General features: G+C 73.5%; 24 protein-coding genes and 3 pseudogenes. 10 read left to right on the top strand and 17 right to left on the bottom strand.

What is annotated here, in order from left to right:
• Nucleotides 1–3: 3 nt before the first annotated feature.
• Both ACQPYE_RS22920 and ACQPYE_RS22915 read right to left on the bottom strand, forming a co-directional pair.
• Nucleotides 4–1,389, bottom strand: coding sequence for a GntP family permease (locus ACQPYE_RS22920; RefSeq protein WP_498714332.1), 1,386 nt, complete (start codon nucleotides 1,387–1,389; stop codon nucleotides 4–6).
• A gap of 35 nt (nucleotides 1,390–1,424) precedes the next feature.
• A complete protein-coding gene (locus tag ACQPYE_RS22915; protein WP_498714331.1) occupies nucleotides 1,425–1,964 on the bottom strand; it encodes a gluconokinase in 540 nt (179 codons plus the stop codon).
• Nucleotides 1,965–2,075: 111 nt separating this feature from the next.
• Between ACQPYE_RS22915 and ACQPYE_RS22910 the strand changes: the two genes are divergently transcribed.
• Nucleotides 2,076–2,813, top strand: coding sequence for a FadR/GntR family transcriptional regulator (locus tag ACQPYE_RS22910; protein WP_498714330.1), 738 nt, complete (start codon nucleotides 2,076–2,078; stop codon nucleotides 2,811–2,813).
• Nucleotides 2,814–2,927: 114 nt separating this feature from the next.
• Here the strand turns inward: ACQPYE_RS22910 and dacB are convergent, their stop codons facing one another.
• Nucleotides 2,928–4,478 carry a D-alanyl-D-alanine carboxypeptidase/D-alanyl-D-alanine endopeptidase gene (dacB, locus tag ACQPYE_RS22905; RefSeq protein WP_498714328.1) on the bottom strand — a complete coding sequence of 517 codons (1,551 nt, stop codon included), beginning with the start codon at nucleotides 4,476–4,478 and terminating at the stop codon, nucleotides 2,928–2,930.
• 182 nt (nucleotides 4,479–4,660) lie between these two features.
• On the opposite strand from dacB, the gene ACQPYE_RS22900 reads away from it, so the two are divergent.
• Entirely contained in the window at nucleotides 4,661–5,467 is an 807-nt protein-coding gene (locus tag ACQPYE_RS22900) for an SAM-dependent methyltransferase (protein ID WP_498714327.1), read from the top strand.
• Between the two features lie 124 nt (nucleotides 5,468–5,591).
• Nucleotides 5,592–6,008 carry a cold-shock protein gene (locus tag ACQPYE_RS22895; RefSeq protein ID WP_498714325.1) on the top strand — a complete coding sequence of 139 codons (417 nt, stop codon included), beginning with the start codon at nucleotides 5,592–5,594 and terminating at the stop codon, nucleotides 6,006–6,008.
• Nucleotides 6,009–6,048: 40 nt separating this feature from the next.
• Here ACQPYE_RS22895 and ACQPYE_RS22890 read toward each other — a convergent pair whose 3' ends face one another.
• The 4 genes from ACQPYE_RS22890 to ACQPYE_RS22875 form a co-directional block, all read right to left on the bottom strand.
• Nucleotides 6,049–6,174 (bottom strand): hypothetical protein, encoded by a 126-nt coding sequence (locus ACQPYE_RS22890; protein WP_498714324.1) that lies wholly within the window; start codon nucleotides 6,172–6,174, stop codon nucleotides 6,049–6,051.
• A 271-nt stretch (nucleotides 6,175–6,445) separates the two neighbouring features.
• Nucleotides 6,446–6,697 carry a putative antibiotic biosynthesis monooxygenase gene (locus tag ACQPYE_RS22885; RefSeq protein ID WP_498714323.1) on the bottom strand — a complete coding sequence of 84 codons (252 nt, stop codon included), beginning with the start codon at nucleotides 6,695–6,697 and terminating at the stop codon, nucleotides 6,446–6,448.
• Between the two features lie 75 nt (nucleotides 6,698–6,772).
• Nucleotides 6,773–7,852: a glycosyltransferase family 4 protein gene (locus ACQPYE_RS22880; RefSeq protein ID WP_498714321.1), complete on the bottom strand. Its 1,080-nt coding sequence runs from the start codon at nucleotides 7,850–7,852 to the stop codon at nucleotides 6,773–6,775.
• Nucleotides 7,849–10,005: an amylo-alpha-1,6-glucosidase gene (locus ACQPYE_RS22875; protein WP_498714319.1), complete on the bottom strand. Its 2,157-nt coding sequence runs from the start codon at nucleotides 10,003–10,005 to the stop codon at nucleotides 7,849–7,851. Before ACQPYE_RS22875 ends, ACQPYE_RS22880 begins: the two co-directional genes overlap by 4 nt.
• Nucleotides 10,006–10,301: 296 nt before the next feature.
• Between ACQPYE_RS22875 and ACQPYE_RS22870 the strand changes: the two genes are divergently transcribed.
• A complete protein-coding gene (locus ACQPYE_RS22870) occupies nucleotides 10,302–10,667 on the top strand; it encodes a DUF1330 domain-containing protein (protein ID WP_498714318.1) in 366 nt (121 codons plus the stop codon).
• A gap of 32 nt (nucleotides 10,668–10,699) precedes the next feature.
• Here ACQPYE_RS22870 and ACQPYE_RS22865 read toward each other — a convergent pair.
• From ACQPYE_RS22865 to sigC, 3 genes and pseudogenes are all read right to left on the bottom strand, one after another.
• Nucleotides 10,700–10,831, bottom strand: a pseudogene (locus ACQPYE_RS22865) (class A beta-lactamase); the annotation flags it as partial.
• Nucleotides 10,832–10,865: 34 nt separating this feature from the next.
• Nucleotides 10,866–12,065: an MFS transporter gene (locus ACQPYE_RS22860; protein WP_498714316.1), complete on the bottom strand. Its 1,200-nt coding sequence runs from the start codon at nucleotides 12,063–12,065 to the stop codon at nucleotides 10,866–10,868.
• A gap of 2 nt (nucleotides 12,066–12,067) precedes the next feature.
• Nucleotides 12,068–12,637: an RNA polymerase sigma factor SigC gene (gene sigC / locus ACQPYE_RS22855; RefSeq protein WP_498714315.1), complete on the bottom strand. Its 570-nt coding sequence runs from the start codon at nucleotides 12,635–12,637 to the stop codon at nucleotides 12,068–12,070.
• 63 nt (nucleotides 12,638–12,700) lie between these two features.
• Here sigC and ACQPYE_RS22850 point away from each other — a divergent pair, with 63 nt between their 5' ends.
• A complete protein-coding gene (locus tag ACQPYE_RS22850; RefSeq protein WP_498714314.1) occupies nucleotides 12,701–13,417 on the top strand; it encodes a zf-HC2 domain-containing protein in 717 nt (238 codons plus the stop codon).
• 56 nt (nucleotides 13,418–13,473) lie between these two features.
• Here the strand turns inward: ACQPYE_RS22850 and ACQPYE_RS22845 are convergent, their stop codons facing one another.
• Together ACQPYE_RS22845 and ACQPYE_RS22840 are read right to left on the bottom strand one after the other, a co-directional pair.
• Nucleotides 13,474–13,704, bottom strand: a complete 231-nt coding sequence (locus tag ACQPYE_RS22845) for a hypothetical protein (RefSeq protein WP_498714313.1) — start codon at nucleotides 13,702–13,704, stop codon at nucleotides 13,474–13,476.
• Nucleotides 13,705–13,779: 75 nt separating this feature from the next.
• Nucleotides 13,780–14,613, bottom strand: coding sequence for a LysR family transcriptional regulator (locus ACQPYE_RS22840; RefSeq protein WP_498714312.1), 834 nt, complete (start codon nucleotides 14,611–14,613; stop codon nucleotides 13,780–13,782).
• Nucleotides 14,614–14,704: 91 nt separating this feature from the next.
• Here ACQPYE_RS22840 and ACQPYE_RS22835 point away from each other — a divergent pair, with 91 nt between their 5' ends.
• Nucleotides 14,705–15,562: an SDR family oxidoreductase gene (locus ACQPYE_RS22835; protein WP_498714310.1), complete on the top strand. Its 858-nt coding sequence runs from the start codon at nucleotides 14,705–14,707 to the stop codon at nucleotides 15,560–15,562.
• A 55-nt stretch (nucleotides 15,563–15,617) separates the two neighbouring features.
• On the opposite strand, the gene ACQPYE_RS22830 is transcribed toward ACQPYE_RS22835, so the two are convergent.
• The 3 genes and pseudogenes from ACQPYE_RS22830 to ACQPYE_RS22820 all read right to left on the bottom strand — a co-directional run bounded on the left by ACQPYE_RS22830 (nucleotide 15,618) and on the right by ACQPYE_RS22820 (nucleotide 17,617).
• Nucleotides 15,618–15,827: an SDR family oxidoreductase gene (locus ACQPYE_RS22830; protein ID WP_498722967.1), complete on the bottom strand. Its 210-nt coding sequence runs from the start codon at nucleotides 15,825–15,827 to the stop codon at nucleotides 15,618–15,620.
• Between the two features lie 88 nt (nucleotides 15,828–15,915).
• A pseudogene (locus ACQPYE_RS22825) lies at nucleotides 15,916–16,182 on the bottom strand (SDR family NAD(P)-dependent oxidoreductase); the annotation flags it as partial.
• Nucleotides 16,183–16,453: 271 nt separating this feature from the next.
• Complete coding sequence (locus tag ACQPYE_RS22820) at nucleotides 16,454–17,617, bottom strand: PucR family transcriptional regulator (RefSeq protein WP_498714308.1); 1,164 nt, start codon at nucleotides 17,615–17,617, stop codon at nucleotides 16,454–16,456.
• Nucleotides 17,618–17,884: 267 nt separating this feature from the next.
• On the opposite strand from ACQPYE_RS22820, the gene ACQPYE_RS22815 reads away from it, so the two are divergent.
• Nucleotides 17,885–19,108, top strand: a complete 1,224-nt coding sequence (locus tag ACQPYE_RS22815) for a YncE family protein (protein ID WP_498722966.1) — start codon at nucleotides 17,885–17,887, stop codon at nucleotides 19,106–19,108.
• 153 nt (nucleotides 19,109–19,261) lie between these two features.
• Complete coding sequence (locus tag ACQPYE_RS22810) at nucleotides 19,262–20,434, top strand: MFS transporter (protein ID WP_498714306.1); 1,173 nt, start codon at nucleotides 19,262–19,264, stop codon at nucleotides 20,432–20,434.
• An 11-nt stretch (nucleotides 20,435–20,445) separates the two neighbouring features.
• On the opposite strand, the pseudogene ACQPYE_RS22805 reads toward ACQPYE_RS22810, so the two are convergent.
• Nucleotides 20,446–20,846, bottom strand: a pseudogene (locus tag ACQPYE_RS22805) (LuxR C-terminal-related transcriptional regulator); the annotation flags it as partial.
• Nucleotides 20,847–20,985: 139 nt separating this feature from the next.
• Here ACQPYE_RS22805 and ACQPYE_RS22800 point away from each other — a divergent pair.
• Nucleotides 20,986–22,053 carry a serine hydrolase domain-containing protein gene (locus tag ACQPYE_RS22800; protein ID WP_498714304.1) on the top strand — a complete coding sequence of 356 codons (1,068 nt, stop codon included), beginning with the start codon at nucleotides 20,986–20,988 and terminating at the stop codon, nucleotides 22,051–22,053.
• A gap of 44 nt (nucleotides 22,054–22,097) precedes the next feature.
• Here ACQPYE_RS22800 and ACQPYE_RS22795 read toward each other — a convergent pair whose 3' ends face one another.
• Nucleotides 22,098–22,295 (bottom strand): hypothetical protein, encoded by a 198-nt coding sequence (locus tag ACQPYE_RS22795; RefSeq protein ID WP_498714302.1) that lies wholly within the window; start codon nucleotides 22,293–22,295, stop codon nucleotides 22,098–22,100.
• A 217-nt stretch (nucleotides 22,296–22,512) separates the two neighbouring features.
• Here ACQPYE_RS22795 and ACQPYE_RS22790 point away from each other — a divergent pair, with 217 nt between their 5' ends.
• Nucleotides 22,513–22,731 (top strand): hypothetical protein, encoded by a 219-nt coding sequence (locus tag ACQPYE_RS22790; protein WP_498714300.1) that lies wholly within the window; start codon nucleotides 22,513–22,515, stop codon nucleotides 22,729–22,731.

The following is a 22,731-nucleotide window of genomic DNA, read 5'->3' as shown; positions in this document are numbered from 1 at the left end:
GGGTCAACCGAGCGCGAACAGCACGGCGGACAGGCCGAAGCCCACCAGGCTGATCGTGGTCTCCATGACCGTCCACGTCTTCAACGTGGTCCGCACGTCCATCCCCATCAGGTTGCCGACCAGCCAGAAGCCGGAGTCGTTGACGTGGCTCGCGATCACCGAGCCGGCCGCCAGGGCGAGCACGATCGCGGCCAGCTCCACCGCGCTGAACCCGCCGGCCTGCACGACGGGCTGCACCAGACCCGCCGCGGTCGTCAGCGCGACCGTGGCCGAACCCTGCGCGACGCGCAGCGCGGCGGCGACCACGAAGCCCGCCACGAGCACCGGCAGGCCGAGGTCGGACAGGCCGTCGGAGAGGGCCTGCCCGATGCCGCCCGCCCGCAGCACCGCGCCGAACATGCCGCCCGCGCCGGTGATCAGGATGACCGCGCACACCGGGCCGAGGGCCGAGTCGACCAGCTTCTCGACCGACGCCTTGCCCTGACCGCGCCGCACGCCGAGGACGTAGGAGGCCACGAGCACGGTCACCAGCAGCGCCACCGGCGTCGAGCCGAGCGCGCGGGCGACCCCGAACCAGGACGCGTCGCCGTCGACCCACCCGGCGGCGCGCGCGGCGTCCAGCCCGGTGTTGGTGAAGATCATGAGCAGCGGCAGCAGCAGGAGCGCGACGACGGTCGCCGGACTCGGCGGGTTCTCGTGGTCCTCGGCCTGCGGACCGCCGCTGAGGATGGTCGGCACGGGCAGGACGAGCCGCTTGCCGATCCACAGGCCGTACAGGTAGCTGGTCAGGTACCAGGTGGGGATGGCGATCAGCAGGCCGAACGCGATCACCAGGCCGACGTCCGCGCCGAGCAGCTCGGTCGCCGCGACCGGACCGGGGTGGGGCGGGACGAACACGTGCATCACGGAGAACGCGCCGGCGGCGGGCAGGCCGTAGCGCAGCACGCCGCCGCCGAGCCGCCGGGCCACCGCGAACACGATCGGCAGCATCACGACCAGGCCCGCGTCGAAGAAGATGGGGAAGCCGAAGACCAGCGAGCTGACGCCGAGCGCGAGCGGCGCCCGCTGCTCGCCGAACCGGCGGATCAGCGCGTCGGTCAACGACTGCGCGCCGCCGGTCACCTCGACGAGCCTGCCGAGGACCGCGCCGAGACCGACGAGCAGCGCGACGCTGCCGAGGGTGGTGCCGAAGCCGGTGGTGAGGGTGGGGACCACCGCACCGGCCGGGATGCCCGCCGCGAACGCGGTGAGCAGGCTGATCAGCACCAGCGCCAGGAACGCGTGCACCCGCAGGTACATGATGAGGAACAGCAGGAGGGCGATCGCGCCCCCGGCGATACCGAGCAGGGCGCCCGGGCCGAGGGTCTGCACCCAGTCGTCGGTGGTCATCGGCAGCTCCGTCGCTCTCGAAGGGTCCGGGGGAGTCAGGGGGTGGCCGGGTTCCCGGCGGCGAGGTCGAGCCGGGTCACGGCTTCCTCGACGATCAGCTCGGGCGTCCGCGACACGTCGACCGCGACGCCGTCCTCGTCGGGCTCCAGCGGTTCGAGGGCGTCGAACTGGGAGCCGAGCAGGGACGGTGGCATGAAGTGGCCGGACCGGTGCCGCAGCCGGTCGCCGATCACGTCGTGCGTGCCGCGCAGGTGGAGGAAGCGGACCCGCGCGTCGGCGGCGCGCAGCACGTCCCGGTAGGCGCGCTTGAGCGCCGAGCACGTGACGACCGCGCTCTCGCCGGCGGCGGCGCACCCGGTGATCCAGTCGCGGATCGCGGCGAGCCAGGGCGCGCGGTCGGCGTCGGTGAGCGGGGTGCCCGCGGACATCTTCCCGATGTTGGCGGCCGGGTGGAACTCGTCGGCCTCGGCCATCGGCACGTCGAGCCGGTCGGCCAGCAGCCGGGCGACCGTGCTCTTGCCCGATCCGGACACGCCCATCACGACCACGCAGGTCGGCTCGGCGCTCGTGGTCATGGGACGCACCTCTCGGCTGCGGCGACGAGATGATCAAAAGTAGTACCTTTGGTGGCGAAAGGTAGCACCTTTGACATCGCTGAGGAAGACCGGCCGGGCTACGCTGCTGCCGTGCCGGTACAACGCCAGGGGGGCGCGCCGGGCGGCGGCGCCCTGCACACCTCCGTGCTCGACACCCTCGGGCTCCAGATCACCAGCGGCGACCTCGCCGAGGGGCGGGTCCTGACGCTCGACGGCATCCAGGAGCGGTTCGGGGTCTCCCGGACCGTCGCCCGCGAGACCATGCGGGTGCTGGAGTCGCTGGGCCTGGTGACGTCGCGGCGCCGGGTCGGGATCACCGTGCAGCCCCAGTCGTCCTGGCAGGTCTACGACCCGCGGCTGATCTGGTGGCGGCTGGCCGGGCCGCACCGCGACGCCCAGTTGCGCGCGCTCACCGAGCTGCGGATCGCGGTCGAGCCGGTGGCGGCGGCGCGGGCGGCGTGGAACGCCTCGGCGAAGGAGCGGGACCGCCTGCTCGACCTCGCCACCCGGATGCGGCGGCTGGGCGAGGCGGGCGAGCTGGCGGCGTTCCTCGAACTGGACGTCGCCTTCCACGCGCTGCTGCTGGAGTCGGGCGGCAACGAGATGTTCGCCGCGCTCCAAGGGGTGGTGGCGGTGGTGCTGCGCGGGCGGACGAGCCTGGGCCTGATGCCCGAGAAGCCCGTGCCCAGCGCGTTGGACCTGCACGAGGAGGTGGCGCGGGCGGTCGCCTCCCGGCGCCCGGAGGCCGCCGAACTGGCCATGCGCGCGCTGGTGGCCGAGGTCCGCGACGCCGTGGTGCCCGTGAACGGCCCGCGCGCGGTTCTCTGATCGCGGCGACCGGCAGCGGAGGCGCCGCGCCGGTCCACCGTCGCTCCGGTCCACGGTGGAGACCCCGATCCGCCGAGCCGACCGGCGTCGCGCTTCGTCCCCGGCCGCACCGGGTCAGCAGGACTTGGTCCAACTGCACTCCACCCCGGGGTCGGCGACGGGCTCGGTCGACACCCTCACCGCGGGCGGGGTCGCGCCGTCCCGGTGGCCGGCCAACCGGATCGCGACCGCGTCCTCGAACGGCTTCGCCGACGTGAGGGTGTCGTTGCTGATCATGGCGAACACCAGCGGGGTGCCGTCGGCGGTGGTCACGTAGCCGGACAGGGCGCTGACGCCGGTCAGGGAGCCGGTCTTGGCCCGCACGTTGCCCTCGGCCGGGGTTCCGCGCATCCGGTTGCGCAGGGTGCCGCCGACCAGCCGGTCGCTCTTCCCGGCCACGGGCAGCGAGTCGTACCAGGGCTGGAACCACGGCTCCCGCTTGGCGGCCACCAGCAGCGCGGCCAGCTGGTCCGGGGAGACCTGGTCCATCCTGGACAGACCGGAGCCGTCCCGCAGCGACAGCGCGGTCGGGTCCACGCCCAGCTCGCCGAGCTTCGCCGTCATCGCCCGCAGCCCCGCGTCCCAGCTGCCCTCGCCGGACACGGCCCGGCCCACCGTCTTGACCAGGATCTCGGCGTGCATGTTGTTGCTGAGCTTCATGAACGGGACCATCAGGCGCGACAGCGGCATCGACTGGTGCTCGCCGAGCACCCGCGCGTCGGCCGGGGTCGCGCCGGCGCCCGTGCCGCCGAGCACGTGCACGCCGTGCCTGGCCAGGGCGTCGTGGAAGAGGGACGTGACCAGCCCGGTGGGCTCCCAGACCGTGCTCCACTCGTTCTCGACGGGGCCGCCGGCGGGGATGCTGCCGCGCACGGTGATCACGTTGGCGCCGTGCTGCCGCTCGACGGACACGCTCGACGCCGAGCCGGGCGCGCCGGTGACTGCGGTACTGGTGATCGTGACGTAGTCCGTCGGCGGGTCGGTGGTGACCGCGGCCGGTCGGCCAGGCTCGCCGGGCGCGACCCGGACGATGACGGACCCGGCGTCGTAGTCGGTGTCCGGCGAGACGGTCAGCGCCGAGATCTGGGCGTTGTAGTAGTACGGCTCGTCGTCCCAGGCCCAGCCGGTGCCCAGGCGCACGGAGTCGAACCAGGTGTCGTCGGCCACGAGCTTGCCGCGGACCACCCTGACGCCGCTCCGGGCGACCTCGGCGGCCAGCGCGTCGTAGTCGGCGGCGAGCATGGTCGGGTCGCCGGTGCCGCGCAGGTGCAGGTCGCCGGCCAGCACCCCGCCGCGCTCGCGGCCGGTCGCGGCGATGGTGGTGCGGAACCGGTGGTCGGGACCGAGGACGTCGAGCGCGGCGGCGGAGCTGAGCAGCTTGCCGTTGGACGCGGGCTGGCCGCGCTCGTCGCCGTCCCGGGCGAACACCACGGCGCCGGTGTCGGCGTGGCGGACCACGAGCCCGACGTCCGCGCCGTCGAGGGCGGTGCTGCCGATGATCGCGTCGAGGTCCCGGCTCAGCGCGTCGTCGGCCTGCGCGGACGCGGGCGTCGCCAGGTCGGCGGCCGGCGCCGCGACGAACGCGACGGCGGCCAGGACGAGCGCGAACGACCGTGATCTGGGCATGGGAGCTCCTCCAGGACGCCGGTGGCACTTCTGGCGAAGGATTCTCCACCTGTCCGGATGCCTTGTGAAGTTCTGACACTGAACGTCGACCACCGCCGCCGCGACCGGGCACTCGTGGCCGGCAGCCCGTTGTAGCGTGCACCCGATCGAGCACCGCAGGCGGCGAACCGAGGAGTGGCAGCGTGGAAAGACCAGCTTGGGTCGGCCCGGACATCGACCTCTCACGACCGAGCCCGGCGCGGGTCTACGACGTGCACCTGGGTGGCGCGCACAACTTCCAGGTCGACCGGGAGGCGGCTCGGCGCATCGCCGAGGTCATGCCGGGGTTACCGGGGATCCTGCGGGCCAACCGCGCGTTCCTGCGCCGCGCGGTGCGCTACCTGGTGGGTCAGGGCGTCACCCAGTTCCTCGACCTCGGGTCGGGCATCCCCACCGCCGGCAACGTGCACGAGGTCGCCTGGAGCGCCGACCCCGTCTGCCGGATCGTCTACGTGGACGTCGACCCGGTCGCGGTCGCGCACAGCCGGGCCATCCTCGGCGAGCACGACAACGCGACGGCGGTGCGGGCCGACCTGCGCCGGCCGCGCGAGGTGCTGGCCCACCCGGAGACGCTGCGGACGCTGGACTTCACCCGGCCGATCGGCGTGCTGATGTTCGCCGTGCTGCACTTCGTGCCGGACGAGGACCAGCCCGCCGGGATCGTCCGCGAGTACCTCGACGCCACCGCTCCGGGCAGCTACCTCGCCCTCTCGCACGCCAGCCTGGAGGGCGAGGCCGACCGGGCGGAGGAGGCGACCGAGCAGTTCCGGAGCCGGGTGACGGACTTCTCGATGCGCACCCGGGCCGAGATCACCGACCTGCTCGCGGGCGTGGAACTGGTCGATCCCGGTGTGGTCTACCTGACCGAGTGGCGGCCGGAAGCCGGCGACGAGGACCCGGACCCGAAGCGGATGTCGACGTTCGCGGCCGTCGGTCGCAAGATCGGCTGAGGCGCTCCGAGGGCGGTGGTGGCCGGGCGTCGTCGTGGGCACGAGTCGCGCGATGGCGTCCGGGATAGGATCGTGGTGATGTCGCCACGGGCGTGGCGCGTGCTGCTGGTAAGGGGTTGCGGTGGTGGTGAAGGGCAAGGTCGTCCGGTTCGACGAGGTGCGCGGGTACGGGTTCGTGTCGCCCGAGGAGGGTGGCGAGGACGTGTTCATCCACGTCAACGACATCGACTTCGACAAGCGGCTGATGGCGCCCGGCGCCCTGGTCGAGTTCCTGGTGGAGATGGGCGACCGGGGGCCGAAGGCCTCCCGGGTCAGCCTGGTCCGGGAAGCCTCGGTGCGGGCGGGGACGCCGTCGTACCACTCGGGTGACGACGTCAACGGCAACGACATGTTCTGCGAGGTCGTGTCGACCAAGCGCTACTTGCAGGAGGTGACCGAGACGCTGCTGTCCTCGGCGCCCGGCATGACGGCCGAGCAGATCCTGAACGTGCGCAAGAGCCTGGTCGGGATGGCGCGCAAGTACAACTGGCTCGAGGACTGAGCACCGGGTCGACCGGGCGGGCGCGTGCCCTGGCTCCCCCTCAGCGCACCCGCGTGAGGTCGCGGGCCAGGGCGGCGAAGTCGGCGGCCACCGCGGACCGGCCCGCGACGGGCAGCGCGATCGCCAGGTCGACCAGCCGGACCGCGGGGCTCAGCGACAGGAACACGACCTCCGGCCGCGGTGGAGCGGCGGACGAGCCAACCATCCCGATGGACAGCGAGCCCGCCCCGCCCCGCCGCACGGGCCCGGTGCTTCGCGGTGTCCACCATGGACAGCGCGGCGCGCGCGTCCGCGACGAACGCCTCACCGGCCCGGGTGAGGCGGACGTTCCTGGTGTCACGGTGGAACAGCGGCACGCCGCCGCGAGCGAGCGCGACCGCGCCGGGCACGGCCGGGACCGGTTGCTCGAAGAGGTGACGCGCCGGCTCCGCTAACCGTCACGGCCGCCGCGCGAGCAGCCGGACCCGGAGCCGTTGCAACGGGGGCATGAGCCCGTAGATGACGATCGGCACCGCGATCGTCGCCAGGACCAGGGTTCGCAGGACGGTCGGCGCGCCGGCGAGGAGGTCGCCGAGCAGCAGTTGCAGCGCGGTGAGCGTCGGGAAGACGGCCAGCCAGATCATCAGGGCGAGGTGGTGCCGGGGCGGTGGCCCTACCCGGGTCACCGCCGCCGCGTCGTGTTCGGTCATGGCGTCAGCGTCGGTCACGTTCGCCCGAACGGACAACTCCTGTTGCCGTTTCCGGGACGAGGCCGTGGCCCCCGGTCACCGCGCCGCGGCCCTGCGGGTCGTGGTCACCGCCTCGACCACGTGCGGCGACTCGGCGATGGCGGCGCGGTAGACGTCCTCGTACCGGGCGGCCATCAGGTCGACGTCGAACCGGCGCAGCGCCTCGACCCGGCACCGCTCGGCCGACAACCGGTCGACCCGGTGCAGCGCGGCCACCAACGACGCGTGGTCGTCGCACACGAAGCCGGTCTCGCCGTGCGCGAGCACCTCCGGGACGGAGCCGCGCCGGCTGGCGACCACGGGCGTGCCGCACGCCATCGCCTCGACCATCACCATCCCGAACGGCTCGTCCCAGGTGATCGGGAACAGCAGGCACCGGGCGGCGGCCAGCAGCCGCAGCTTCTCCTCGCGGTCCACCTCGCCCAGCCACTCGACGCCGGGGCCGAGCAAGGGCTCGACCACCTGGTCGAAGTACTCCTGCTCCGCCGGGTCTCGGCACTTGGCCGCGATGCGCAGCCGGACACCGGCGTCCGCCGCAGCGGCGATCGCCTCGGGGATGCCCTTGCACGCCGCGGCACGACCGAGGAACAGCGCGAAGTCCTCCTTGTCCCGCCGGAACGGGAAGAGGTCGACGGGGATGGCGTTGTGCACGGTGCCCGCCCAGTCGAGGTCCGGCGCCTGCCCGCGTTGCGCGTCCGAGATGGCCACGAGGCGCACGCTGCCGTTCAGCCGCCGGTAGTAGCTGCCGTGCTCGCCGGTCACGGGCCCGTGCGCGGTGACCACGGTGGGCGTCGAACGACCGCGGGCCAGCAGCGGTCCGGCGAAGCTGTGGTCGTGCACCACGTCCACGTCCAGCTCGGCCAGGATGGCGGGCAGCGCGGCGGCGTGCATCACGTCCGGCGCGCTCTGCCCCAACCGGTCCGGCTGGGGGTGGTCCGCGGTGGACCGGAACTCGGCGGCCGTGCCGTTGCGGCCGACCCCGACGAGGACGACGTGGTTGCCGCGCGCGACCAACCGGTCCACCAGGTCGGCGCACATCGACTCGATGCCGCCGTAGGCCGTCGGCGGCAGTTCGAACCAGGGCGGGGCGATCATCGCGACGCGCAGCGGTGTCATCGCGTCCGACCCCCGTCCAGGTCGGGGTGCAGGCCGACGGGCCCGTGGACCACCTCGACGTCGTCGGGCAGGCCGGTCACCCGGACGTCGTCGCCGTCGACCTCCATCGTGACCCGCGCGCCGATCATCGGGATGCCGTCGAGGGCCAGGGGCTCGAACGACCTGGGCAGCACGGGCGCGATCCACATCTTCCGGTGCGGCGCGTACGGCTCCACCCGCAGCAGCACGCGCAACAGGTGCACGGGCGTGGCCGACGCCCACGCCTGCGGCGAGCACGACGTCGGGTACGGGATCGGGTCCGGGTACTCGGCGCGGTCGAACCCGCACAGCAGTTCCGGCAGCCTGCCGCCGAACGCGTCGGCCGCGTCCAGGACCGCCTTCGCGACCCGCCGCGCCGCGTCCACGAAGCCGTACCGCATCAGGCCGTGGGCGATGAGCGCGTTGTCGTGCGGCCACACCGATCCGTTGTGGTAGCTCATCGGGTTGTACGCGCCCATGTCGGCGGCGAGGGTCCGCACGCCCCACCCGGTGAACATGCCGGGTGAGAGCAGGGCCTCGGCGACCTGCCCGGCCTTGTCCTCGTCCACGATGCCGCTCCACAGGCAGTGGCCGATGTTGGAGGTCAGGGCGTCGACGGGCCGCTTGTCGCCGTCCAGGGCGATGGCGAAGTAGCCGCGCTCGGGCAGCCAGAAGCGCTCGTTGAACCGCGCCTTCAGCTCGGCGGCGCGCTCCCGCCAGCGCCGCGCGCCGTCCGGGTCGCCGAAGTCCTCGCACATGCACGACCGGGACAGGTAGGCGGCGTAGACGTAGCCCTGGACCTCGCACAACGCGATCGGCCCCGTCGCGATCCGGCCGTCGGCGAAGTTCACCCCGTCCCACGAGTCCTTCCACCCCTGGTTGACCAGCCCCCGCTCGGTCGCGCGCCGGTACTCCACGAAGCCGTCGCCGTCCCGGTCGCCGTGGTGCTCGATCCACTCCATCGCGCGGTCGGCGTGCGGGATCATCGCCTCGACCTGGCCCCGGTCGATGCCCCAGCGGGACAGCTCGCCCAGCAGCACCACGAACAGCGGCGTGGCGTCCGCGGTGCCGTAGTAGACGTTGCTGCCGCCCAGCACCAGCGACGCGTCCGCGCCGAACCGCATCTCGTGCAGGATGCGTCCCGGTTCCTCCTCGCTGTTCGGCTCGACCCGCTTGCCCTGGTAGTGGGCGAGGGTCCGGACCGTGCCGAGGGCGAGGTTGGGGTCGATGGGCAGCGACATCAGCGAGGCGAGGATCGAGTCGCGGCCGAACAGCGTCATGAACCAGGGCGCGCCGGCGGCGACCGCGATGTCCGAGGGCCGGTCCGGGTCGAAGATCCTCAGCGCGCCCAGGTCCTGCCTGCTGCGTTGCAGCGTCGCGGCCAGCGACGGCTTGCCCGTCCTCCTCAGCACGGGCACGTCCTCGCGCCACCGGCGGGCGCGCTGCACCGGGACGGACTCGTCGATCGGGCGTTCGGGCGGGAACATCGTCTCGGTCGTGCGGCCGTCCACGACGGGCTGCACGGTCACGCACGTCGACCACTCGCCCTTGGGCGGGATGACGGCGCGGAAGGTCAGGGTGGACGGTGAGTAGTCGGCGCCGCCGGCCCGCACCCGCACGCCGCGGCTCTGGCCGTCCAGGCGCCGGGTCAGGCGCAGCTCGTCCGGCTCGACGTCGCACTGGTGCCGCCCGCGCTCGCGGACCCGGCCCTCCTTGACCTCGAACAGGTCGGCGAAGTCGGCCTCCACGTGCACCGCGATGACGTGCGCGACCGGCTCGCGGCCGAAGTTGCGCAGCGTGATGTCCTCGCGCATGCCCGCGCCGACGTACCGCTCGCGACGCACGAGCAGGGTGCTCTCGGCGTCGTGGGAGCGGGACCGGCCGCGGCCGACGAACGTCATCCGGAACGGGTCGCGGGTGAGCGTGGTGATGTGCTCGACGGTCGCGCCGTCCACCCGCAACGCCCAGCCGGACACGATCCGGGTGTCCTGGAAGAACACGCCCTGCGCGGCCGCGCCGTCCACGTTGCCGTCGCTGCCGCACACGCAGAACGAGGTGCCGTGGACGAGCGTCACGGTGTCGGGTGACAGCGCGACGGGTTCGCCGTCGTAGGCCCAACCACCCTCGGTCATCATCAGCCTCCTCCGCCGGGTGCTTCCTCCCGCCGACCGGGTCCACCACGGGTGCCACCCCCCGGGACCGGCAAACAACACCCATCCCACCGGGGGAACCCCGGCGGCCGGACCCGGTGAGCTTCCGGTCGAGGGCTTGGCGGCAGGGGTGTGTGGGCCGCCCGCGCCGAGCACGACTGGGCGCCACCGGCTCGGCCCCGAACCACTCGGCCGGGTGGTTCGGGGCCCCTCCGGGGAGTGGTTTCGCGACCGGTGGAGTCACCGATGCGGACGTGATCACGTGCGCCCATGCTGTGGGCATGGCTGTCGACCCGAGCGGTGCCGACCTGAAGCGACTGCTGGCCGAGGACCCCGGCGGGCCGGTCGTGATGCTCAACCTGCTGCGCTTCGCCGAGGGCGGTGCGGCGTCGTACGAGGAGTACGCGCGGCACCTGCGCGAGACGTTCCTGCCCCGCTACGGCGCGGAGGTCCTGTACGCGGGCGCCGGGTCCACCGTGCTGGCCGCCGAGGACGGGCAGAGCTGGGACGCCGTGGTGGTCGTCCGCTACCCCGACCGGGCGGCGTTCAGCCGGATGGTCGCCGATCCGGAGTACCAGCGGGTCACGCGCCTGCGCACGCGGGCGCTGACCGAGGCGGTGCTCCAGGCGACGGTCCCGTGGGGCTGAGCGGGGGTGGGCCTGGGTGTTCAGGAGCCGCTCGCGCGGGGCGAGGTCGTGTCGCGGAGGTCGCCGGGCACGGCGGTGGTGACGTCCGGCTCGAACCGGTCGGACCGCGTGACGGTGTCGCCGAGGCCGCGCGCGTACGCGGTCAGCCCGGCCGGGCCGCCGAGGTCGCGGCACTGGAGGAGCACTTCGGCGCGAGGATCAGCGGAAGTCCCGTGCGGACGGCACGAGCGCGGCGGCGGCCGGCGCGGTGAAGCAGACCACCGCGCACACCGCGAGGACGACGTCCGCGCCGAACCCGTCGATCGCCGGCGCGATCAGGGCCAGGCCGATCGGCGCCAGGCCGTAGGACAGCAGGAAGTCCAAGGACGACACCCTGGCCAGCATCGAGGGCTCGACCTCGCGCTGCGTGGCCGTGAACCACGGCACGTTGAACAACTCGATCCCCACCCCCGCCACCACGTACGCGCCGATGACGAACACCGCGTGCACCGGCAGCAGCAGGCTCAGCGGCACGAACCCGTAGCACGCCAGCCCCGCCAGCGCGGTCCAGCCCTGCGCCCGGGAAGCGCGGCGTCCGGCGATGATCGCGCCGCCCAGCGCGCCCACCGTGTACGCGGTCATGGCGGCGGCGAGCACCGCACTCGTCCCGTAGCGGTCGCGACTCACCAACGGCAGCACGACGCCCGTCGTGGAGTACCCCGTGGCGATCACCGCGGTCAACGCACCCAGGCCCGCCACGAACCACGGGTGCCGCCGCGCCTCCCGGATGCCGTCGACGAACTCGGCCGCGAAACGCCGACGGGCCACCGGGACGACGACGACCGCGCCCGAGGGCGGGATCAGCGCCGCGCCCAGCCACAGCACCGCCGTCGCGACGACCAACGTCGGCGTGTCCACCACCAACGCCAGCAACGCCGTCAGGCTCGGCGCGACCAACGTGGTGACCCGCACGGCCAACGTCATCGCCGCGTTCGCCCGCCGCCGCCGGTCCTCGGCCACCACTTCCGCCGTGAGCGCCTGGAAAGCCGGTCGGCACGCGCCCTGCCCCGCGCCGACCGCGGCCGCCGCCACGGCCATCACCACGACCGAACGCCCCAGCCCGACCGCGATCAACGGCGAGGTGAGCCCGGCGACCAGCCCCGCCCAGAACACCACCCGCCGCCGGGAGTGCCGATCGGCCAGCACCCCGGCGACCGGCACCGCGACCAGGAACCCGACCGTCCGGGCGGCCAGCACGATCCCCAGCTCGACCGCGGTCATCGAGCGCTCCAGCACCGCGAACCCGAGCACGAACGGCAACGCCCACGTGGCCAGGCCGGACGCCGTGGCCCCGACCCACAACCGCAGGAACGCCGCGTCCCGCACCAGCGTCCCGCCGGGACGGACGTCCGGTCGCACGCTCAGCCGACCTCGGTGGCGCCGGACCGGCCGGTCGCGCGCAGGAGGTCGTCGCGCGCCCGCGCGACCCGGGACCGGATCGTGCCGACCGGGCAGCCCGCGATCTCCGCCGCCTCCGCGTAGGGCAGTCCCAGCACCTGGGTGAGCACCAGCGCCTCGCGGCGATCCGGGTCCAGCGCGTCCAGCAGCATGTTCAGCTCGACGGTGTCCTCGAAACCGGACTCGACCGGCCGCCGGTCCGCCTCGCGCTCCCAGTCCGCGCCGGACGACAGCCGCGGTCGTGACCGCGCCATCCGGACCTGGTCGATCACCACCCGGCGGGCGATCGACAGCAGCCAGGTGCGGGCCGACGAACGCCCGGCGAACCGGGGCAGGCTCACCAGGGCGCGCGCGTAGGTCTCCTGGGCGAGGTCGTCCGCCACGCCGACGTCCGCGAGGTGGGCGATGAACCGCCACACGTCCCGTTGCGTGGCACGCACGAACCGCTCCAGCGCGTCCCGGTCACCGGAACGTGCCCGCAACGCCCAGCGCGTCACCTCGTCGTCGGGGTTGGTCACGTGGGGGAAGGTCACGACTCCGAATCGTAACCACAGGTCGCCGGGAACTCGTGCGCCGAATGGAGCGACTACTGGGACGTGGACTGCCGAACCTGCCGTGAAGCGTTGTCCGCCCGCCTCGACGGCGAAGCCGAACCCGTGCCCGCCGCCGAGGTCGACGCGCACGCCGAGCAGTGCGCGGACTGCTCTACGTGGCTGGTCCGGGCGCAGGCGCTGACCAGGGCGATCCGCGTGCGCCCGGCGCAACCCGGGCCGGACCTGGTCGCCGCCGTGCTGGCGGACGCGCCGCCGCGCCACCTCGCCCTGACACCGCGCCTGGCGCTGGCCGCGGTCGCGATCGTCCAGCTGTGGCTGGCGTTGGCGCAACTGCTCGCCGGCGCCACGTCCCCGCCCGCGCACGGCATCTCCGGGCACCTGTTCAACGAGGGCGCGGCGTGGAACCTGGCGCTGGGCATCGGTCTGCTGGTCGCCGCCGTGCACGCGCACCGCGCCGCCGGGTTGCTGCCCACGCTCGGCGGTTTCGTCGCGGTGCTCGCCGCGTTCTCCGCGCACGACCTGCTCACCGGCGCCACGACGGCCGCACGCGTGCTGACGCACCTGCCGGTCCTGGCCGGACTGGCGCTGCTGTACCTGGTCCACCGCGTGCACCGGAACCAGCCGACCCCCGGCACGCCGGCCGAGTACGACCACGACGAGCACGACGGTTCGGGCGAATGGGACGACCGCCGGCCGGCGCGCGCGGAGAAGCGGGGCCGGGGCGGTCTGCGGCCGACCGCCCACCGGCGTGCCGCCTGAGCGCCTGACCGACCGCGGGTCGGTCAGGCGCTCGGCCACGTCACCGGACGAGACGCTCACGCGCGCCACACCGTGCCCCGCCGTTCGTACTCCAGCACCGTCTCCACTCGCTGGGCGAGTCCCAGCACCTCCACGGGCGCGATGAAGTCCTGCTCCTCCACCCCGTCGAACACCAAGACCCGCACCCGCAGCGGTGTCGATGCCGTCGCGGTGGCCGCGGCGCCCGACACCGCACCCACCGTGCCCACGGACAGCGCCGACGCACGCAAGAACGCGCGACGTTCCACGGTGACCTCCCAGTTGCCGGTGTCACCCAGTGGTCGGTCGCAACCCCCGTCCGGTTCCGGGCGGTCGGCGAGTCGTCACGGGACGGCCGCGCGGACGAGCGCGGCGGTGGCCTTCGACCGGGACTGCCGGGGCCAGGCGATCGAGAGGGTCGCGGGCGGCGCGTCCGGCACGACGAGGTAGGCGATGCCCGGCCGCGGGTAGCGGTCGATGACGGACTCGGGCAGCAGGGTGACGAACTCGCCCAGTTCCACCAGCTTGAGCAGCTGGGGCAGGTCTCGGACGTCGTGCCGGGCGACGATCCCGTCGAGGTGGTGGTGGAGCTGGTCGAGCCGCGTCGCGTCGTCGATGGGCAGCCCGAGGTCGGCGAGGGTGGCCCGCCCGCGCGCCACGAGCGGGTGTCCGGTGGGGACGGCGGCGACGTGCCGCTCGACGGTCACGGTCTCGACGTCGAGCCCGGTGCGGTCGAACGGCTCGTAGACCAGGGCGGCGTCGGCTTCGCCTTCGCGCAGCAGCCGCGGTTGCTCGCCCCACCGGCACAGGCGGACCGCGACCGGCAGGGACGACGCCGGGTCGGCCGCGTACCGGGCGAGGGTGCCCTCCAGCAGGCCCGCGTCGCTGTCGGCCTTCACCGCCAGGACGAGCTTCGGCTCGGCGGCGCGTTGTGCCCGCCTGCCGGCTGCCCCCAACGCCTCCAGGGCGATCCGGGCCTGGTCGAGGAGCACCGTCCCGGCGGGGGTCAGCGCGACGCTGTGGGTGGTCCGCTCGAACAGCGTGACCCCCAGTTCCGCTTCGAGCTTGCGGATCGTGCGGGACAAGGGAGGGGGCGAGATGCCCAGCCGCTCGGCCGCACGGGCGAAGTTGAGCTCTTCGGCGACGGCGACGAAACAACGCAGGGGGCGTGACTCCACGCGCGCACCTCCGATCGGTATGTCCCTGAGGGTAACAACCCTGCGCTCGGTGATCCTTCCGGCCCGGCGGCGTCGCGGGCAGGGTGATCGCGTGATCATCGTCAGTGGTGCCAACGGAAAGCTCGGTCGAGCGGTGGTGGAACGGTTGCTGCGCCGGGTCGAGCCGGGTCGGATCGGTGTGTGCGTCCGCGACCCGGAGAGGGCGCGGGGGTTGGTCGAGCGGGGCGTCCGGGTCAGGCGGGGTGACTTCGCCGACGAGGCGGGCCTGTCGCACGCGTTCGAGGGCGCGTCGCGGGTGTTGGTCGTGTCGGTGGACACCAGCGGCGAGGCGGGGGTGCGCCTGCACGAGGCGGCGGTCGACGCGGCCGGGAAGGCCGGCGCGGAACGCGTCGTCTACACCAGCCACATGGGCGCGAGCCCGTCGTCGTTCTTCGCACCGATGGTCGACCACGCCGCCACCGAGGTGCTGTTGCGGGATTCCGGTGTCGCTTTCACGTCGCTGCGCAACGGTTTCTACGCGTCGTCGGCGGTCATGCTGCTCGGCGGGGCGGTGGAGAGCGGTGAACTGGCCGCGCCGGAGGACGGTCCGGTGTCGTGGACGTCCCACGACGACTTGGCCGAGGCGGCGGCGATCGCGTTGACCGAGGACGTCTTCGACGGTGTGACGCCGCCTCTCACCGGTCCGGCGGCGATCGATCTGGCGGGAGTCGCGGCGATCGCCTCGGAGGTGACGGGCCGGCAGATCCGGCGGGTCGTCGTGTCGGACGACGACTACCGGGCCGGCCTCCTCGCCCACGGCCTGCCCGGTCACGTGGCGGACCTGCTGGTGGGGATGTTCGCGGCGAGTCGTCAGGGGCAGTTCGCGGAGGTCGACCCCACCCTCGCCGACCTGCTGGGACGGCCGACCGTGCCGCTGCGCCACGTCCTGAGGAGTGCGGTGATTTCATAGTCTCCATAGCTTCAGTGTTGACTGAATTCAGGCTGGCGGCTCGGCTCGGTGTGGTTCAGACGAGACCGCCGTTGGCGAAGAGGACCTGGCCGTTGACCCAGCGGGCGGGACCGGCGAGGAAGGAGACGGTGCCGGCGATGTCCTCGGGCTGCCCGAGCCGTTCGAGCGGGGTGGCCGTGGCGAAGTCGGCGATGAGGGAGTCGTCCTTGCCGCTCAGGAACAACGGGGTCGCGGTGGGACCGGGTGCGACCGCGTTGACGGTGATGTCCTTGCCGCGCAGTTCGCGGGCGAGGATCGGCGATCGGCGCCAGGACCATGATCCCGGCGGTGTGCACGACCACGTCGATGCCGCCGAACGCGGCCTCGACGGCGTCGAAGGCGGCGATCATGTCGTGCTCGTCGGCCACATCACCGCCCACCGCGATGGCCTGTCCGCCGCGGGCGGTGATGTCGGCGACGGTCGAGGCGGCCTTGTCCCGGTTACCGGCGTAGTGCACGCCCACGGCGAACCCGTCGGCCACGAGCCGCTCCACCACCGCCCGCCCGATCCCCCCGCTGCCGCCGGTGACGAGGGCGACCCGGGCGCCGGTGCTGTTGGGGGTGGTTGTGTTCTCGGACATGGGATTTCCTTTCGTGCGCAACGGATGTGCTGTGGTTCGGGCACGGCGGCGAAGGGCAGCTCGAAGTGCGCGGGTGCACGGCGGCTGCTGTGCGGCTGGATGTGCGGGACACGGGCTGCCGGACGTGATGCGTGTCGCGCGGAGAGCGGGCTGCGGCGCGGTTGTGAGTGCGGGCACGCGGCTGCCGGCGATGCGGGCACCGGCGCGGTTCGGGGTGGGGTGAACGGCTGCCGGGCCTGTGGCGGCGGTGTGAGTGGGGCAGGTCGGAGGGTTAGGACGGTCCGCGGTCGAGCCAGCTGCGCAGCGCCCACCAGTGGCGCAGGGTGCCCAGCACGGTCGACGGGTCGTCCGCACCGCTGTCGTCCCACGGCGTGCCGGTGATCTCGGCCAACCGGTCGAGCCGGTACCGGACGGTGTTGGGGTGCACGTGCAGCGCGGCGGCGGCGTGGCCGAGGCGTTGGCCGTGGTCGAGGTAGACCAGGGCGGTGCAGACCAGCTCGCGGTGGAAGTCGTCGTCGTGGTCGAGCCCGGCGAGCGTGCCGCGCAGCAGGTCGGCGAGCACCGGTTGCCCGGCGAGCGCCACCTCGCCCGCCAGGTCGGTGAGGTCGTGCACCCCGCGCAGCCCCGTCCGCCCGGCGATCCGCAGCGCCGCCACGCACAACGGGTGGATGTCGCGCATGACCGCGAGCCCCGTCGCGGGCGCCACCACCAGCAGCACGTCCGGCGCGAGGTCGGCCGGTGGTCGGGCGGACAACCCGGTCAGCCGGCCCTCCACCAACCCGTACACGCCGCCGAACGCCAGCAGTCGCTGTTCCAGCGCGCGCGCCTCGCCCGGCAGGGTCACCTCGGAGACCAGGCAGTGGTACCGCCCGTCCGACGACAGACCCGCGCGCCGCAGTTCCGCCGGTTCCGGTGGTGTGTCGTCGCCGTGCACGAGCAGCCGGCGCAGCAAGTGGGTGTTCGCGTCCCGGTTCGTCCGGGACAGTTCGAGCTCGGCCGTGTGGTAGCCGTTGATGACGTGCCGCTCCAACGCCCCGGTGTAGCGGTCGAGGTCGACCAGCCCTTCCAACAGCACCTCGTCGGGCACGCCGGCCGCCCGGCTGCGGGCGATGGCGACGTTCATCGCCGCGGTGCGAGCCGCCTGGACGCCGCGCAGCAACCCGTCGATGGAGATCCCCTGGGCCGCGCGATCGGCGCCCAACGCCGCCGCGGCCTCGAAGTCCTGCGCCTCCGGCTCGGCGGACCGCTCGAAGAAGTCGAGCCCGGTCGCCAGCAGCACCTCGACGTGCCGGCGGTTCTCCGCCTCCGGCAGCCGCGCCACCTCCGGCGACTGGCCACGCGCCGCCCGGACCAGCTCCTCGACGACGCCGCGATCGGTCGCCATGCCCCTGAGCACCTGCCCGAGCAGGCGACCGCGGTCGTGCGCTGCCGGCACCGGCCCACCTCCCGCCGCGACGTTGTGGCAGTGGCATAACGAGCACCCGGCTCGTTGGGCATCGGCCCCTACCGCGGTCGTGCCGCGAGCCGGTACCTATTGCCTACTGAACGGTAACAGTCTGGCCGGACTCGGGGTCACGGGTTCGGGAATCGGCGTGGACGACCGGAAAACCCTGCACGGATGTGACAACTCCGCATCCCGTTTGGAGCTCTCGTGGACAAGAAACCCGGATCGGAAGGACGGAAGCCCGCACCCCGCACGCGCCTGCTCGGCCTCCTGGCCACCTGCGTGCTGGTCGCGACCACCGCACCCGCCGCCGCCACCCCCGCCGCGGGCACGGCGCTGCGCGAGGTGATGTTCGTCGGGAACAACTGGGACGGCACCGCCGACGTGATCGCCGCCAGTGGCGACTTCGCGCGGATCGGCCGGGTGGACATCATCCCCGACCGCCAGGAGCGGCTGTGGGAGATCTACCTCAACCCGATCAAGCTCGCGTTCTTCCTCGGCATCCGGTCCGGCCCGGGGGAGGGGCACGACCAGTTCGTGGACGACATGTACACCACGCCCGACGGTCGCGCGGTGGTCGCGTCCCGGCCGAGCTTCGCCGACGTGGTGTCCATCGACCTGGTCACCGGCCGGGTCAACTGGCGCTTCCCGGTCTCGGGCTTCCGCTCCGACCACATGGCCGTCTCGCCCGACGGCCGCCGGGTCGCGGTGTCCGCCTCGACGTCCAACACCGTGCACGTGCTCGACATCGTGACCGGTCGCCAGGTCGGCTCGTTCGCGACCGGCGACAAGCCGCACGAGAACGTGTTCACCGAGGACGGCCGGTATTTGTGGAACATGTCCATCGGCGAGGTCAACACCGCGCTGGACGACCCGGCGTTCGACTTCACCAAGGGCGACCGGCGGATCACGGTGGTGGACGCGGCGACGTTCCGGCAGGTCGAGGTGATCGACATGAGGTCGCGGCTGGACGCGTTCGGCCGCTCCGACCTCTCCGACTCGGTGCGGCCGGTGGCGTTCACGCCGGACGAGTCGAAGCTGTACTTCCAGGTGTCGTTCTTCAACGGCTTCCTGGAGTACGACGTCGCCACCGACCGCGTCACCCGCCTCAAGGAGCTGCCCAAGAACCCGGCCACCAGCGCGGACCGCACGACCTGGGTCAACGACTCGCGCCACCACGGCATGTCGATGAGTCCCGGTGGCGACAAGCTGTGCATCGCCGGGACCATGGACGACTACGCCGTGGTCGTCGACCGGGCGACCCTGCGCGAGGGCGCGCTCGTGCCCGCGTCCAAGCCCTACTGGGCGACCGTCAGCGGTGACGGTCGCAGCTGCGTGATCTCGGAGAGCGGCGCGGACCAGGTGACCGCGATCGACTTCGCCACCGGGCGCAAGCTGGTCTCGGTGCCGGTCGGCGACCACCCGCAGCGGGTGCGCGTCGGCCACGTCCCGGCCGGCTGGACCGGCCCTTCCGCCGGCTGAGACGACCGGCTGGGACAACCGGGGAGCGGTGGTCGGCGGAGCGTCCGGCCACCGCTCCCGCGCACCTCAGGACCGAGGCTGTAGGTTATAACCTACAAGTGAGGGGGTGCGGAGTGCCTGGACGTGTCGAGCCCGCAGCCGTGGCGGAACCGCATGCGGGGTAGGAAGAGCCTGTTCGCGGTGCTGCTGGCGCACACCGTGCTGGTCCAGCTCGTCACGTTCGTGCTGCGGCCCACGTCCACGTACCGCGCGCTGGAGCTCGGCGTGCCGACGGGGTGGCTCGGCCTGCTCTCGGCGGGCTTCGCGATCGCGCCGCTGGTGCTGGCGATCCCGTCCGGGCAGGCCGTCGACCGGCTGGGCGAACGGCGGGTCATGCTCGCCGGCGCGGTCCTGATGTGCGCCGCGGCCGCGACGTTCGCGTTCGTCGACGGCGGGGTGGCGGGGCTGGTGGCCGGCAGCGTGCTGCTCGGCACCGGTCACCTGTGCTCGGTGGTCGCGCAGCAGGCGCTGGTGGCGAACACGGCGGAGGCGTCGCGCTACGACGCGGCGTTCGGCTACTACACGTTCGCGGCGTCGTTGGGGCAGGCGGTCGGACCGGGCCTGATCCTGCTGTTCGGCGGTGATCGGCCGATCCCGCGCACGGACGCGGTGTTCCTGGTGGCGTTCGTGATCACCGTCGTCCTGGTCGGTGTCACGGTGGCGACGCGCCCGCCCGCCGTCCACCGCGCGGCCACAGCGGACGGTGGGCCGACGGGCGTGCGCGACCTGCTGCGCCGGCCCGGTCTGGTGCGGACGCTGGCGGTCAGCTGCGTGGTGATCGCGGCGGTGGACATCACGCTGGTGTACCTGCCCGCGCTGGGCGCCGAGCGCGGCATCCCGTCCGGTGTGGTCGGTGTGCTGCTCGCGGTGCGCGCGGCGGCGTCGATGACGTCACGGCTGTTCCTCGGACGGCTGGCCGCGTGGCTGGGCCGTCGCCGGCTGCTGCTGGGCAGCGTGGCGTTGGCCGCGGTGGGGCTCGCGGCGGCGGCCGTGCCGATGCCGGTGTGGCTGCTCGGCCTGGTCGTCCTGGTGGTGGGCCTCGGCCTCGGCGTCGGCCAGCCGTTGACGATGTCGTGGCTGGCGGAGGCGACGCCGCCGGGGCTGCGCGGCCGGGCGATGTCGTTGCGCCTCACCGGGAACCGCCTCGGCCAGGTCGTCGTGCCCGGTGCGGCGGGTCTGCTCGCGGCGGGCACGGGCGCCGCCGGCGTCCTCGTCCTGACGGCCGCGAGCCTGACCGCCGCCGGTGTCGCGGCCGGCCGACGCCCGCCGAACGACCCGCCGACGTGACCGCGCGGGTGTCAGTGCCGGGTGTCGGTGAGGCCGGCTTCGCAGCCCGCGATCACCAGTCGGGCCCGGTCGCGGGCGGCCGGCTTCGCCATGAGGTGTCCGATGTGCGTCTTGACCGTGTGCCGGCTCAGGTGCGGGGCCTGCTCGATCTCGGTGTTGGACAGTCCCCGGGTGATCAGCCGGAGCACTTCGCGCTCCCGCGGGGTCACGTGGTCGAGCGTGCGCGGGGTGGCGTGGGGGAGCGGAGGAAGTCCGCGATGAGCCTGCGCGTGACGGTGGGCGCGAGCAGCGCTTCGCCCGCCGCGACCGTCCGGGCGGCGTCGAGCAGCCGGTGCGGTGGGGCGTCCTTGAGCAGGAACCCGCTCGCACCCGCGCGCAACGTCTCGTGCACGGCGCCGTCGAGGTCGAACGTACGGCCGAGACCACGGCGATCAGGTCGACCGCGGGCGCGCGGAAGACCGCTCACGCCACGACCACGCCCGCGGCCACCACGTCCACCACCAGCAGCCCTTTCGGGCCGAGTCACACCATGATGGCACCGTAGCCGCGCGGTGCGCCACCTGCTCGACCAGACCTCGGGCCTGTCGGACACGACCAACCGGTCGTTCAGCGAGCCGCCGGCGCACACCCTGGCGGAGGCCGTGGCGGCGATGCGCGACTCGGCGCTGACCGCCGCGCCCGGCACGCGCTGGGAGTACCACAACCCGAACTTCCAGGTGGCCGCCCGGCTGGTCGAGGTCGTCGGCGGCCTGCCGTTCGCCGACCACCTGCGCCGCGAGGTGTTCGAACCGCTCGGCATGGCCGACAGCCGCACCGCCGACACCGCGCGCGACCTGCCGCCGAGCGCCGAGGGCCACGTCAAGGTCCTCGGCCTGCCCGTGGCGCTGCCCGAACCACCGGCCTTCGGCAACGGCTCGGGCGGCGTGCTCACCTCCGCCCACGACCTGGCGGCGTGGCTGATCGCGCAGAACAACGGCGGGCGCGGACCCGACGGCACGTCGATCGCCACCCCGCGGACCATCACCGCGACGCACACCCCGTCCGCCGTGTCGGAGTCCTACGGCCTCGGCTGGTTCGTGGACGTCACGGCCTCCGGCGCGCCGCTGGTCGACCACGGCGGTGACCTGTTCACCTCGACCGCGTACCAGGCGCTGCTGCCCGCGTCCGGCTACGGCATCGCCGTGCTGGCCAACACCGGGATGCGGCACGGCGACGCCCAGGCGATCGGGGCCCGCCTCGTCGCCCTGGTCGAAGGCAGGCAACCGCCGCCCGTGGACGACCCGTACCCCGTCGCGGACGCGGTGTTGCTCGTCCTCGCCCTGGTGGTCGCGGGGCTGGCCGTTCGCGGTGCGGTCGGCTCACGGCGGTGGGCCGCCCGCCGGCGGTCGACCGCGTGGACGGTGGCGCGCCTGCTGCCGCCGGTCCTGCCGCTCCTGCTCGTGGTCACGGTCCACCGGGTCGTCGGCTACCTGTACCGGGGGCGTGACGTGGCGTGGCTCCAGGTGCCGTACCTGTACCCGACCTCCATGGTCCTGCTGTCGGTGGCGGCTCTCGGCTGCGCCGCCGTCCTCGCGGCGAGGCTCGTCGCGCTGGCCCGGAGACGGGTGTCGGCCCGCTGACCCGGCCCTGGGTGTTCCCGCAGCGGAGAACACCCAGGCCCACGTCAGTCGTCCGTGTCGTCCGTGTCGTCCGTGTCGTCCGTGCCGTCCGGACCGGTCGGGCCGTCCGGACCGTCCGGACCGGTCGGACCGTCCGGTTCGGCGGGTCGCACCACCCAGCCGATCGTGTCCGGCTCGGGCCACCACCCGGTCGGCACCGGCAGGGTCGGCCCGGGGGGCTCAGCGATCGGTTCGCATTCCACTCATCACCTCCCGACGTCGAGCACTTGCGCCTCCGACGCTAGGGACGTGCCGCGGACCGCACAGCGGTCGGCTCCGGCCAACGGCCGCTCCAGGCCATCGGAGGCCGGGGTGACCTATTGAGGACGGTGGCCGGACCCGCCACTGCCGCCGACCACCGCGAGCGGTCAGGATTTGGCCAGAGCCGGTCGGGGGACCAGCAGTGACCAGGAGGAAACAATGTCCAAGCGCATCATCGGCGCCGTGCTCGCCGCGGTCTTCGCCGCGACTCTCGGCACCGCCGCGGTGGCGACCGCCGCCGTGAGCGCCGCCGCCACGAGCACCGCGGTGGCGGCCGGGGGCGACCCGACCGGACCGACCGAGCCGCCGAGCCCTTGCCCGGACCCGACCGTGCACTGCGACGACGACGACTACGGCTGGACCCTGCCGGGCGACTGA

Source organism: Actinosynnema sp. CA-299493, assembly GCF_050946825.1.
GTDB lineage: Bacteria > Actinomycetota > Actinomycetes > Mycobacteriales > Pseudonocardiaceae > Actinosynnema.
The sequence above is the reverse complement of the archived record's forward strand: the minus strand, read 5'-3'. Positions and strand labels throughout refer to the sequence as shown.

Excerpts from the sequence above, each read along its gene's own strand:
- ACQPYE_RS22915 (WP_498714331.1), bottom strand. The coding sequence starts at position 1,964 with ATGACCACGAGCGCCGAGCCGACCTGCGTGGTCGTGATGGGCGTGTCC.
- ACQPYE_RS22790 (WP_498714300.1), top strand. The coding sequence starts at position 22,513 with ATGTCCAAGCGCATCATCGGCGCCGTGCTCGCCGCGGTCTTCGCCGCG.
- ACQPYE_RS22880 (WP_498714321.1), bottom strand. The coding sequence starts at position 7,852 with ATGACACCGCTGCGCGTCGCGATGATCGCCCCGCCCTGGTTCGAACTG.
- ACQPYE_RS22810 (WP_498714306.1), top strand. The coding sequence starts at position 19,262 with ATGCGGGGTAGGAAGAGCCTGTTCGCGGTGCTGCTGGCGCACACCGTG.
- ACQPYE_RS22875 (WP_498714319.1), bottom strand. The coding sequence starts at position 10,005 with ATGATGACCGAGGGTGGTTGGGCCTACGACGGCGAACCCGTCGCGCTG.
- ACQPYE_RS22920 (WP_498714332.1), bottom strand. The coding sequence starts at position 1,389 with ATGACCACCGACGACTGGGTGCAGACCCTCGGCCCGGGCGCCCTGCTC.
- dacB (WP_498714328.1), bottom strand. The coding sequence starts at position 4,478 with ATGCCCAGATCACGGTCGTTCGCGCTCGTCCTGGCCGCCGTCGCGTTC.
- ACQPYE_RS22870 (WP_498714318.1), top strand. The coding sequence starts at position 10,302 with ATGGCTGTCGACCCGAGCGGTGCCGACCTGAAGCGACTGCTGGCCGAG.
- ACQPYE_RS22885 (WP_498714323.1), bottom strand. The coding sequence starts at position 6,697 with ATGACCGAACACGACGCGGCGGCGGTGACCCGGGTAGGGCCACCGCCC.